At 32.9% G+C, this 11,458-nt stretch carries 13 protein-coding genes and 1 pseudogene; 8 read left to right on the top strand and 6 right to left on the bottom strand.

Annotated elements, in window-relative coordinates:
• Nucleotides 1–31: 31 nt before the first annotated feature.
• From ACFQZ9_RS01995 to ACFQZ9_RS01985, 3 genes are read right to left on the bottom strand one after another with little or no spacing between them, the layout of a single operon-like run.
• Complete coding sequence (locus tag ACFQZ9_RS01995; RefSeq protein WP_498942083.1) at nt 32–400, bottom strand: hypothetical protein; 369 nt, start codon at nt 398–400, stop codon at nt 32–34.
• 4 nt (nt 401–404) lie between these two features.
• A complete protein-coding gene (dndD, locus tag ACFQZ9_RS01990) occupies nt 405–2,420 on the bottom strand; it encodes a DNA sulfur modification protein DndD (protein WP_498942082.1) in 2,016 nt (671 codons plus the stop codon).
• Between the two features lie 16 nt (nt 2,421–2,436).
• Nucleotides 2,437–2,637 (bottom strand): DNA modification system-associated small protein, encoded by a 201-nt coding sequence (locus tag ACFQZ9_RS01985; RefSeq protein WP_498942081.1) that lies wholly within the window; start codon nt 2,635–2,637, stop codon nt 2,437–2,439.
• Nucleotides 2,638–2,787: 150 nt separating this feature from the next.
• Between ACFQZ9_RS01985 and ACFQZ9_RS01980 the strand changes: the two genes are divergently transcribed.
• The 6 genes from ACFQZ9_RS01980 (at nt 2,788) to ACFQZ9_RS01955 (ending at nt 6,550) form a co-directional block, all read left to right on the top strand.
• The gene (locus tag ACFQZ9_RS01980) at nt 2,788–3,351 is read left to right on the top strand and encodes a hypothetical protein (protein ID WP_498942080.1); all 564 of its coding nucleotides are present in this window, start codon (nt 2,788–2,790) and stop codon (nt 3,349–3,351) included.
• 127 nt (nt 3,352–3,478) lie between these two features.
• The gene (locus ACFQZ9_RS01975; RefSeq protein ID WP_498942079.1) at nt 3,479–3,778 is read left to right on the top strand and encodes an HNH endonuclease domain-containing protein; all 300 of its coding nucleotides are present in this window, start codon (nt 3,479–3,481) and stop codon (nt 3,776–3,778) included.
• 57 nt (nt 3,779–3,835) lie between these two features.
• Nucleotides 3,836–4,165 carry a nucleoside triphosphate pyrophosphohydrolase gene (locus ACFQZ9_RS01970; RefSeq protein WP_498942078.1) on the top strand — a complete coding sequence of 110 codons (330 nt, stop codon included), beginning with the start codon at nt 3,836–3,838 and terminating at the stop codon, nt 4,163–4,165.
• 1,130 nt (nt 4,166–5,295) lie between these two features.
• Nucleotides 5,296–5,487, top strand: coding sequence for a hypothetical protein (locus ACFQZ9_RS01965; RefSeq protein ID WP_498942077.1), 192 nt, complete (start codon nt 5,296–5,298; stop codon nt 5,485–5,487).
• A 474-nt stretch (nt 5,488–5,961) separates the two neighbouring features.
• A complete protein-coding gene (locus ACFQZ9_RS01960) occupies nt 5,962–6,162 on the top strand; it encodes a sporulation protein Cse60 (RefSeq protein WP_498942076.1) in 201 nt (66 codons plus the stop codon).
• A gap of 187 nt (nt 6,163–6,349) precedes the next feature.
• Nucleotides 6,350–6,550 carry a cold-shock protein gene (locus ACFQZ9_RS01955; protein ID WP_133337187.1) on the top strand — a complete coding sequence of 67 codons (201 nt, stop codon included), beginning with the start codon at nt 6,350–6,352 and terminating at the stop codon, nt 6,548–6,550.
• 104 nt (nt 6,551–6,654) lie between these two features.
• Here the strand turns inward: ACFQZ9_RS01955 and ACFQZ9_RS01950 are convergent.
• A pseudogene (locus ACFQZ9_RS01950) lies at nt 6,655–6,834 on the bottom strand (hypothetical protein).
• Between the two features lie 36 nt (nt 6,835–6,870).
• Here ACFQZ9_RS01950 and ACFQZ9_RS01945 point away from each other — a divergent pair.
• Both ACFQZ9_RS01945 and ACFQZ9_RS01940 read left to right on the top strand, forming a co-directional pair.
• Complete coding sequence (locus tag ACFQZ9_RS01945) at nt 6,871–8,232, top strand: IS1182 family transposase (protein WP_498942075.1); 1,362 nt, start codon at nt 6,871–6,873, stop codon at nt 8,230–8,232.
• 641 nt (nt 8,233–8,873) lie between these two features.
• On the top strand, nt 8,874–9,077 hold the full coding sequence (locus ACFQZ9_RS01940; protein WP_198313821.1) for a cold-shock protein: 204 nt from the start codon (nt 8,874–8,876) through the stop codon (nt 9,075–9,077).
• A gap of 316 nt (nt 9,078–9,393) precedes the next feature.
• Here the strand turns inward: ACFQZ9_RS01940 and ACFQZ9_RS01935 are convergent, their stop codons facing one another.
• Together ACFQZ9_RS01935 and ACFQZ9_RS01930 are read right to left on the bottom strand one after the other, a co-directional pair.
• Nucleotides 9,394–9,933 (bottom strand): hypothetical protein, encoded by a 540-nt coding sequence (locus ACFQZ9_RS01935; RefSeq protein WP_498942074.1) that lies wholly within the window; start codon nt 9,931–9,933, stop codon nt 9,394–9,396.
• A 137-nt stretch (nt 9,934–10,070) separates the two neighbouring features.
• The gene (locus ACFQZ9_RS01930) at nt 10,071–10,826 is read right to left on the bottom strand and encodes an NERD domain-containing protein (protein WP_498942073.1); all 756 of its coding nucleotides are present in this window, start codon (nt 10,824–10,826) and stop codon (nt 10,071–10,073) included.
• Between the last annotated feature and the right edge of the window lie 632 nt (nt 10,827–11,458).

Below are 11,458 nucleotides of genomic sequence, written 5' to 3'. Positions count from 1 at the left end.
TAAAACTCCCACCTCATAGGTGGGAGTTTTATTATAATATTATTAGTCTAAAATCTTCCATAGAGGTTTTGTTTTCAAGTTCATCGTTCAACTTTCTTAAACCTTTTTCAATAAAAGAGAGCATGTGTTTGTGTAATTCGTCTTCATTTAATGGTTTTTCAACTTCATTTATTATTATATGTTTAAACAAAAGGAATTCTTTGTCTTTTATAATATTATCTGGGATTGTCCACTTATCTTTTCCTCCATCAAATTCCTCGGCGACTGGTCCATTTGAAACTGATATACCTTTTGCAAGAGCAATCTTGACTGCAAATGGTCTTTCTACTTCCAAGATATCAGCAACACTATCTAAAATCTTCTTACCTCTCTCAGATAATTGCATTCTTCGATTAGACATTTAATCACCCTTTTACAAATTTAAAATATCCATCCCTAATTATGGTATATTTTTTTCTTTCATCATAATCTAACATATATTGTTTATAAGAATTTTCTTTCATCAGATTTACATATTCTTTGGTAATTTCTGTATCAGTTGAAAGTATGATTACTTGTTCACTTAATTCTTTATAATAGAAGTTAATCAGGTGGTTTCTATGATAACTATCTAAACGACCAAGGGGAGTATCGATAACCATCGGTAATGATAAATCAGAAGCTTTAGTTAAAGCCCATATTAAAGCTGATGAAATCATTTGCATTTCACCTGCTGACCTGTCTTGTATGCTTATTTCCTGCATACGATCATTATAAAGTCTGATACTATAAGTATTAATATCAAATTCGATTTTTCCAAATTCATCTTGCTTTCTAAATAGACGTTTTAACATCATAGAAAATTCTTCTTTAATATATGTCGCCTTCATTCTAGTTAATTCAGTAACATATTGTTCTAATACTTTAATAGTTAATTCTACTTCCACATATTTCCTTTGTAGTTCTTCTAAACTTTCATCTTGTCCGGCTAAACGGGTTAACTTATTCTGTAAAGTGGTTTTTTCATCTTTAGCTACAGATAATTTTTTTAATACTGATTTTAATTTTAAAGTCTGTTCTCCTAATTTCTTTCCAAGTACGTCAATCTTATAGTTTTCATCGTCAATATTAACTTCCTGTGGTGCATTGCGGATTTCAATTTCAAGTGAATTTAATTCATTTTGAAGTTTATCAATTTTACTAATTAATTGAGTCACTTGTAATTTGTCTTTTATAGGTATGCCTTGTAAATAGCTATAATCATTACTGGTAATATCATGTATTTCTATAAAATCAGAAGGAATAGTATTTCTTATATCATTTTCTTTAATCCAAACTTCTTCACCGAGTTTTTTGATTTGCATCAATTGTTCATTTGTTAAAGGAGGATCAATGCTTTTACTCAATAATTGATTCATAAAATTTCTATATGGTGTCAGGGAAGAGTTTTGTAAAATCCTTTTATGACTAATTTCATTTTCTAATCTAAGTTGTTTTTTCAAATTTGAAATTTTATTTGTTAAAATTATGTTGATCATATTTTGTTTAAGGAATGAATTCAATTCATCTTTAGCAAAATTTAACTCCGTAGCAGTACGAGTCTGTTTTTTAATTATTACTTCACGCGATTTAGAATTTTGGGAAATTTTATTATTACGCTCTAATTTTGTTTCATTAATTAGTTTTTCAAAATTTTTAACTTCAGATAAATATTTTTCTCTCTTAGATTCCAGTGAATCTATAGATTTATTAATTTCATTTAGCTCTGTTTGTATAGAGGTTAGCTTAATCTGTGAAACTGATTTAGCCAGTTTATTTTCTAACGAGCTTTTTAATGAACGGAAATCGTTTAAAAGAAGTTTATATGATTCCATACCAGTAATTTTATGGATTGCTTCTTTCATTTCGTGACTATTTTGTCTAAGAATAATTTCTTTTATCTCTTCTCCATCAAAAATGAAAAACGGAGCAGCATAATAGGGGATAATTTTGTCTATAAACCTGTTATAAACTTCAATATTATCAATACGTGCATGTTTGGCATGTTTGGATTTAGGACCTTTTACCTCTAGTGCTCTCTCTTCATGGGAGACTCGTTTAACATTGTCAAAATACCATTTAACTTTTAGATTCCATTCCTCACCAGCATCAGTTTCAAGTAATAATGACACTGAGCATTCACGACCACCTTCATCAAAGAAGGTATTGTTAATTACATTAGAAAACAACCTTTTATGTTCAGCTTCAGACATTCCCCTTTTACCAAAAAGCACATAAAGGATGGCTTTTAGAAAAGTGGTTTTTCCTGCCCCATTTAATCCACCAAGAAGTATAATATTTTGATGTTTTTCATCTCTTATTTCTTTTGGTATATAGAGATCAATTTCTTGGTGACCATAATATGTTTTATAATTTACAAATACTAATTTCTTAAATAACATTTATTAAATCACCTTATCATTGATTATTATTTTCAGAATTTTTTATATGGAAATCAATCAGTTCTTGATATTCTTTTATCCTTGCCCCTTGGCTTACATTTTCATAAGATAATCTTTCAGCAACTTTTATTAAATCTTTAGCAAGTTTTAGATGAAAATTGTTTTCATAACATATCTTAGCAAGAAGTTCTATTTCTCTTCTCCTGATTTCTTTCATAAAAATCACCTACACTATGTTAATATGGAATGGTTTTTCTAAAGGTTGTAATAAAAGTGTAACATAAATACCGACAAAATTTATAATATTAATCAAAACAAAAATTCCATTGTTAAATTTTGTTATAATATAGTCCCAGGGGGTGTAATATTGGCTGGCTGGGATTTAAAGGTAGGAGAAATTAAACAAACTTATGTTACTGATGAGGATATTTGGAAAGCCTTAAACCAATTTTATAGTTATGGATCGACAACGATGTCTTATAAGTATGGTTTACTTAAGTCATTAATAGAAAATCTATATAATGTAAACGAAAATCTAGAACTAAAATTCAGTGATTTATTCTATTCTTTTACAAAAATTTATTGGAATTTAGTAATACATCATCAGCTTTGGCAATCTAATTCAAAAAAGCAACCCTCTAGCATTCAAAAAAATTTAGAAGACTTTTGTTTAAAATATTCCATTCCAAGTGAATGGACTTTTGATAAGTTACCAGATGACTTCCAAATTGAAATATTGGAGAAAATTAAAAATATCGGAAAAAGATATGTTATAGGTGCATTTTATTCTGATACAAATTCTTATTTTTATGAGTTTGATCTTAAACGTGAATACCTTAAATTTAATGCCCCAGTTTATAGATTCTTGCAAAAACATCAAAGAACGGTTACATATTTAACAAATTATCAATACGAAATTCTTAGAAAATAATAATACTGTCCCTAACATTAATTATATCCTAGGTAAAGTAGAGGTAATTTCCCAAAGAGAATCCCTTTCAAAATTTTTAGAAATTCTAAGAAAGTATGATGAAGAAAATTGCTTTTATTGTGGTAAGGTGATTAAAAAAGAAAAGAGAAATACACATGTTGATCATTTTATTCCTTGGAGTTTTATTCAAAATGATAATCTTTGGAATCTAGTCATCGCATGTCAAAAATGCAACCTTCAGAAGAGTGATAAGATAGCAGAAGAAAAATTCCTAGACCACTTACTGGAAAGAAATCAAAAACTATCTAATGAAATAAAGAATGAACCAAGCGATTTATTTATGAATTATAAAGAACAAAAATTAATTCAACTATACCAATATACAATCTATAATGGATATTCTGTTACATGGAGTCCAGGAATCTAATTGGATATTAACTTTATTACTTTACTCAGCTCTATCATTTTGACGGAGGAAACCTGAATGTCTACAAATTACAAATTAGTCCGAGACCGTATACCCCAAATTATAAAAAATACTGGAAAACAACCTATAACAAAGATACTAGACAACGATGAATATATAATGGAATTAAAAAATAAAATATATGAAGAACTGGAAGAATATGTGGAAACTTATAATGATCAGGATGCGATCGAAGAATTAGCTGATCTCCTTGAAGTCATTATTTCATTAGCTCGATGTCATGGTTCCTCCTTTGAAATGTTAGAAGAGGTTCGAAGAATGAAAGAAGTAAATCGGGGTGGATTCAAAGAAAAGATCTATTTAATTCAGGTGGATGATATGAAATAAAATGGAATTGTACAGATTTCAATTAAAAGAGAACTGGTTGGATTTTACCATGACCCTTCTATGTTTATAAATAAAATGGTAAACCGTGATTTGGAAGGGGAGATAATTACACTACAAATAGAAAAGGCTAAACGGAAAGTATAAAGTTCACAAAGCATGGAATCGGATACCAGGTGTTATTTATTCTGTTTAAATTATTATGCAGTATTAAAAAAATCCCTAATGTTTCCTCGACATTGGGGAAACTTTATCTAACTATTTACTCTCTCCAATACCTCGGCTGGAATCAGGCCAAGGAAAAAATCCTCAATATATCCCAAAATTCTTCTGTTTTGACCTCATTCTCTAAAAGGAAGGAAGGCATCGCAACGGAAACCTGATGTCGTTTATGCACATTATTTAGAATCGAACTTTGATAATTTTACGCATTTCTTATTGCAGTTTAAATTTGGAGCTTAGTATTGATCCGCATAAATATTTCTGGATTATCTCCGCCCTTTACCTCATACAAGACTTGATCTAGCATTTCAAATAACCCAAGTGAGATAAATGTTTTTTCGACTTTAAACCTATTCGATTTTGCTAATAGACATCATGGACGTTTTGTCCTGGTTTTGGGGTGGAGATTTGGATTAACTTTGTCAAATGAGTTTTCAAGAATTTTGTAAACTCATTTATGCCCGGGTAAACTTGATATTTGGTTTCACGTTGATTTTCTCGTTCATAAATCATATGGACTCGATGGTTTCGGTTAATATTGGCCGTGTTTTGATAACTAATGATACTTTGCAGTAACTGATTGGCCAAAGCCTCGGCTTGATATTTTGTTTGAAGAATAGGGGTTAAACCACTGACCTAGACCCTGCCAAAGTCGCCTTCAATGTGAAATTTGCATTTTTTGTTCTATTTTATCCTTTGCAAGAATAAAAGAATTAATGATAATCTTTCCTCGTAATAGGTCCTTCGGAATGGAGAGTTCGATTGAGTTGTTGGTTTAGCTTACCGGGGGTAGGCACAGGCACCAAATCCTGCACTCTCCTTTTATAAAGCACTCAATCCATGAACCTCTAACTATACGATACCAGCCGAATTATCGAAATGAATGTCTAAATAAATGGTATAAAGAATCATTGATTACCTTTGAAAAAGGTAATATCCTGGCGATTGGGCATGCCATTGAAACCAATTTATTCGAGGTCCATTTGGAACTGTTAAATTTACCATCAATTGCAAAAGTAACAAAGTTGCTTGAAAACCAATTTATGGAGGTTGGTATCCCGTATCCATACAAACATGATTACGATATTACTACCAGAATATGAATATAACCAATATGCGACTAATGCAAATTCAAGGCTAAAGAATCAAGCAAAATGGTATTCAGGGGCAAGGTCGAAAATTTCTCCCTCTACGGTTATTTTCAAATGCCATAAAAGATGATTAGTGGTAGACAAGTATGAATTAAAACAACTTGTCAATTTACTACATAGTTGAAAGATGCTTATTTCAACAAGTCAAGGCTGTTTCTACAGCCTTTTTTCTAATTCGACTAACATTATTGTGAGTGAAAACGGGGGGAGCTGTAAAATATAATGATAAATGAATAGGATCATTATCGGAGGAAATGCCTTGAAAGAGAATTTATCTTTTATTAACGTCGTGGCAGAATAGCTGAAAAACAAAAGTACATAATATTACAAACAAATAAGACGGGTGAAAGGAATTTATATAAATGGAGTTCTTACAGGAGAATATGCCTTTTGTGTAGAAAGATTAGATGAAGGAGGGATAAATTTATGTATGAGGCAAAAGGTTTTGAAAGTACAGACTTCGCAGAATTTACTCGGGTAGTTAATGATTTTCTTGGCACATTAGAGGAAGGAAAGCTTATAGATGTTAAATATAATTCTGTTCCACTTGCTATAAGCACGCATACTGAGTATGGGGTTTATCCAGATACAAAATATACTGCAATCATTATATTAAAGAAATCGTAAGAAAATAACAGTTTTTACGAGCTGTGGAATTTTCCCCTTGCGATTATTTACAAAATATGTTAAAAATTAATCAGATTATCTTTGTTCGGTGTAAAGGATTTGTTTAAGTTTAAATTTCGTCTTTATGATCACTGAGAGCAAGGATAGTATAACACTGTGTGTTTTTACACACTAGGAGGCAAAACAAATGGAAAAGGGCAAGGTAAAATGGTTTAATGGCGAAAAAGGCTTCGGATTCATCGAACGTGAAGGTGGAGAAGACGTATTCGTTCATTTCTCAGCGATCCAAGGTGAAGGCTACAAATCATTAGAAGAAGGTCAATCAGTTACTTTCGACGTTGAACAAGGAAACCGTGGACCACAAGCAGCTAATGTTCGTAAAGATTAAATAAAACCAATAGACAGACTCTAAAAATAGAGTCTGTTCAGACTGTCGACAAATCCGAAGGATTTTGGATTTATCGACAGTCTTTTTTGTTTGGCTGCGTTATACTAGTCTGTTGATTTCCGTTCCAGGCGCTTCGCTTTCCGCGGGGCGGGCGGTGAGCCTCCTCGTCGCTAAAGCTCCTGCGGGGTCTCACCTGTCCCGCTGCTCCCGCAGGAGTCTTCGCGCCTTCCACTCCAATCAACAGTGTGTAAAAATAAATATAGTACATAAACACAGCCTTTTATATAATTTAGGTAAAAGGTTTAAACGGGGTAGATGAAATGCTTACTAAAAATACACAGATCAATCGTGATCAAGTAGAAATGATAGCCCTAGATCAACTTGTACCTGCTGATCATTTAGTTCGTAAAATGGAGGCTACAATAGATTTTTCATTTATCTATCCGATGGTTGAAGATTTATATTCAACTGAACGGGGACGCTCAAGTATTGACCCTGTTATTTTAGTTAAGATGGCATTCATCCAATATACCTTCGGTATTCGTTCAATGCGTCAAACTATAAAAGAAATTGAAACAAATATGGCATATCGCTGGTTTCTAGGCTTTGGATTTTATGATAAAGTACCGCACTTTTCAACATTTGGTAAAAACTACGAACGACGGTTTGAGGAGACAGATATATTTGAACAGATATTTTATCGGATTTTAGAGGAAGCCGCAGATAAAAAGCTACTCAGAAATGAACATGTATTTATTGATTCAACACACGTAAAAGCAAATGCAAATAAGAATAAATTCGAAAAGAAAGTGGTTCAAAAGGAAACGAAGGCATACCATGCACGTTTACAAGAAGAGATAAATTCTGACCGAGAAAACCATGGAAAAAAGCCAATCCCTTCAGATAAATTTAATAAAGAAGAACATAAAGAGATCAAGGAAAGCACCTCTGACCCGGAAAGTGGGTATTATGTGAAAGATGAGCGTACGAAACAGTTTGCCTACTCTTTTCACACTGCTGCTGAACAAAATGGTTTTGTGCTTGATGTAATTGTAACTCCTGGTAATATACACGATAGTGCCGTCTTCGAGCAACTTGTTGAAAAGGTAATTAAAAAGCAAGGAAAACCTGATGCTATAGCAGCAGACGCAGGATACAAAACTCCTGCCATTGCTCAATATTTAATCGAAAATGAGGTTCGCCCTGTTTTACCATATACACGCCCTCGAACGAAAGATGGATATTTGAAAAAATACGACTTTGTTTACGATGAACATTATGATTGTTACATATGTCCAGAAGGACAAATTTTTGAATACAGTACAACTACTAAAGAGGGTTATCGTCAGTACTTCTCTAATCCTGCTAAGTGTAAGGATTGCCCGCTTCTATCACAGTGTACTCAGAGTAAAAATCATCAAAAACTTATTCAACGGCATGTTTGGGAGGAGTATCTTGAGGAAGCTGAACATCTCCGTCATACAGGAGAGAATAAAATGATATATGCACGTCGTAAGGAAACGATTGAACGTGTTTTTACGGATGCAAAAGAAAAGCATGGTATGCGATGGACAACCTTAAGAGGTCTAAAAAAATTGTCCATGCAGGCGATGCTTACTTTTGCTACCATGAATTTAAAGAAGATGGCTACATGGACTTGGAGTAGCCCAAAAATGGGCTAAAAAATGACCCCGGAGGGGTCTTGTTAAAGAAAAATTTAACATATAAATGGCTAAGAATTGAAAAAGGCCCCGAATAGGGACATTCGGAATGCCTTTTGTCTACAATCTGGACAGACTCTAAAAATAGAGTCTGTTTTTTTATGCAATAAAAAACAAAGAACCCCACTCACGAATGAGTAGGGAACATGAAAACAGTAAATCAAATGGTAAACAAAGTGTAGCATACAATTAAGGATAATCCTAATTTAATGAAAGTGGCTTATAAAGTCACTCTAATTTTTATGAGATACCTGAAGCAATATTTTCTGCTTCAATTCTAAGTAATAACTGCCAGAACCCTACTTGAGGGAGTGGTGTAGTTCGTGGTGCTTGAGTCGATTGAATATGGTGAGGATGCAAGTACACCTAAAAGAAAAAGGTTAAGCTGACGAACTTCTGAATGGTCGGGTCTATACGACAAAAATTTGGAAATTCGTCTTATATATATTAAGCTTGCAATTAATTCCAAAAAGTGCTATTATAAGGAAGAATTATTTTTGTTCGGTGAAAAGGATAGTATTAGTTAAAACTTTTCGTCTTGAAGATCACTGAGAGCAGGGATAGTAACATTGTGTGTGTTAACACACTAGGAGGCAACACAAATGGAAAAAGGTAAAGTAAAATGGTTTAACGGCGAAAAAGGCTTCGGATTCATCGAACGTGAAGGTGGAGAAGACGTATTCGTTCATTTCTCAGCTATCCAAGGCGAAGGGTATAAAACATTAGAAGAAGGTCAATCAGTTACTTTTGACGTTGAGCAAGGTCAACGTGGAGCACAAGCAGCTAACGTACGAAAAGCTTCTTAATTATAAGAATAAATATAGACAGATTCTTATTTTAGAGCCTGTCAGAGTGTAGGAAAAGGCATCCGAATGAGCCCATTCGGATGCCTTTTCTTTGAAATTTGTTCATAAGAGCAGATTTTAGACCTATTCTACCTATTTTTTAGGCCATATCTGGACTTTTCTAAATCCAGCTTGCCTAAAAGGAAGGGGTGCGATTGATAGGTATCTAGCAAAGTATTCAAGCCGGAGATTAAAAAAGATTTAGTTGCAGGTTCTTCCAGCGCTTTATAATATACTTAAAAAGAGCTGCCCAATTTGTGCAGCTCTTCTTCATTCATCATAATTTTTCATAAAAAAGGCGAATTTTATTGGCCATAAGTTGTCTGCGTTCCTTTAGAAATTCCTCGTAATCGGTGTAGTCTAAATTAAATATCGATAAAGGGCTACAGTTCATTTCCATGTTCGACTTTAATTCGTCTTCGTTTGTGATTTCTACTATTGCAATTTGCCCGCCATTGCACTGTACCTTGACAAGCTCCATATAATTGGAAAGGGCTTTGTCCTTTATCGAAAGGTTTACAATTTGTTCTGTATAAACATAGTTGGCGATTTGATTATATTTTCCACGATTATTGATCCCATTTTTCTGAAGATACTTTTTCGGGAAAATATGATGGACATCCCCACGTTCTTCGATTAAATGACTTACTGTTATTGACTTTGATAAAAAGGCATTATCCTTATCATAAATTTGTGCCATTATAAACAAATTGAAATAGGGACTACTGGTAACGGAGGTATCTAAGTTCGTTACCAAAATATTGTTCCAATAAGCATCCGAAAGTTCGCCAGCTTCAATACTCTTTAAATAATTCATCGTTTATCGGCAAGATTAAATCTCCTGATATCGAATTCAAACATTGTTTCGGGAGATCCTGAATATCGTTCAGTCAATACGGACATACCTACACATTAGAATTATCTTCATCTAAAAAGGCAGGGAAAGCCTGCCTTTTATGCTGTGAATTTACATTTTGGATATTTACTGCACCCTTTGAATTCACCATATATTCCTTTCCTTTTAACCATTGGATTGCCACATCTGGGGAAAATATTATTCTTAATGCTTTGTTTTTTTTGTGATAAAGTGGATCGGATTTCACTACGATGATTTTTAGCCACTTTATTTTTTTCTACATTTGATATGTTTACTAATGGTTCAATTTTATGCTGGATTTTCCTTAATTGTTGATGACTAAGAATGTTTGAATTGGTGCTCCCATTTATTAGCCCTATTAACTTGTTTCTTTTTATGACAGATGCATTTTTGAATTCAGATTTAAACTTTAATTCTGATTGATCTCCGAAAACAATAATCGAGAAAAATGGAACATTTTCTACTAAATCTCCCAAATAAGTCTTTAAAGCTTGAATATGTCCGTAATTTTGCCAAAGAGGGTTATTAAACTTATCTTTTCTTTTGTAGTTTGTTTGATTCCAGTATTGGCTTTGTTCTGACCCAGTAATCCAGCCTTTATAATTCTTTGTTTCAATTACATATATACCTTTATGAGAAAGAACTAGGTGATCAACTTGACTTGTTTTTTTCCCATTCTCTATTGGTATGTAAAGATCATGAATGGAAACGTATAGTGTGGGGTTTAATTTCTTAATTGTGTTTTTGACCCTCTTTTCTCCAATCTTTCCTTTAAAAGAAGCAGAATTTGTTACTACCAATGCAATAAAAATTAAAATAAAAAAATAAATCATGACAAAATCCTCCAATATCATACAATAGATACTATTTTATCATTTTTTATCCATTATTAGTAAATTAATATGTATTTAATTGAGGTCTAAATTACTATTTTATAAACTATGTTCTTATTTATGAAATATCTTTTACTATTTTTCCTTAGCTACTCTAAGAAGGTATGGTGCTAATTATAGCTTACCCAAAACAAGAAACTCAACAAGTACTTCCTATTTGGGAGGTTGTAGATACCGAAAAAACAATCGAAATGCAAATGGTTCGGATTGATAGCCTTGAACATACTTTAGAGGACTTGAGGGAGATAATGGGTGAAAGGGCCGTACCTAGTGATAGAGCAGTACCGCGCTACAGGACTGAGTTTTAGGCACACAAAAACAAATACAATTTTAACGGTTTGACTTAAATGTCAAACTATTTTTTCTTTGTCCTTGAGGCTAGAATGTCTGGCCCTCATGATTTAACGTTGTACTGTGCCGGGGGACACCAACACTGTGCGAGGATTTGTAATATGTCTTTTAATGGGCAATTCATCAATCGGGCCCTTTAATTGAATAAGCAGGAAGGTTTTTTGGATTTAACACACACTCCAAAGTTGATATTGATGAAAAGAAGTCTCTATAATAATTAG

Origin of the sequence: Neobacillus sp. GCM10027624 (genome assembly GCF_042675345.1) — a bacterium.
GTDB lineage: Bacteria > Bacillota > Bacilli > Bacillales > Cytobacillaceae > Neobacillus > Neobacillus cucumis_D.
The sequence above is the reverse complement of the archived record's forward strand: the minus strand, read 5'-3'. Positions and strand labels throughout refer to the sequence as shown.

Excerpts from the sequence above, each read along its gene's own strand:
- ACFQZ9_RS01985 (WP_498942081.1), bottom strand. The coding sequence starts at position 2,637 with ATGAAAGAAATCAGGAGAAGAGAAATAGAACTTCTTGCTAAGATATGT.
- ACFQZ9_RS01945 (WP_498942075.1), top strand. The coding sequence starts at position 6,871 with ATGCTTACTAAAAATACACAGATCAATCGTGATCAAGTAGAAATGATA.
- ACFQZ9_RS01935 (WP_498942074.1), bottom strand. The coding sequence starts at position 9,933 with ATGAATTATTTAAAGAGTATTGAAGCTGGCGAACTTTCGGATGCTTAT.
- ACFQZ9_RS01955 (WP_133337187.1), top strand. The coding sequence starts at position 6,350 with ATGGAAAAGGGCAAGGTAAAATGGTTTAATGGCGAAAAAGGCTTCGGA.
- ACFQZ9_RS01960 (WP_498942076.1), top strand. The coding sequence starts at position 5,962 with ATGTATGAGGCAAAAGGTTTTGAAAGTACAGACTTCGCAGAATTTACT.
- ACFQZ9_RS01930 (WP_498942073.1), bottom strand. The coding sequence starts at position 10,826 with ATGATTTATTTTTTTATTTTAATTTTTATTGCATTGGTAGTAACAAAT.
- dndD (WP_498942082.1), bottom strand. The coding sequence starts at position 2,420 with ATGTTATTTAAGAAATTAGTATTTGTAAATTATAAAACATATTATGGT.
- ACFQZ9_RS01940 (WP_198313821.1), top strand. The coding sequence starts at position 8,874 with ATGGAAAAAGGTAAAGTAAAATGGTTTAACGGCGAAAAAGGCTTCGGA.
- ACFQZ9_RS01970 (WP_498942078.1), top strand. The coding sequence starts at position 3,836 with ATGTCTACAAATTACAAATTAGTCCGAGACCGTATACCCCAAATTATA.
- ACFQZ9_RS01995 (WP_498942083.1), bottom strand. The coding sequence starts at position 400 with ATGTCTAATCGAAGAATGCAATTATCTGAGAGAGGTAAGAAGATTTTA.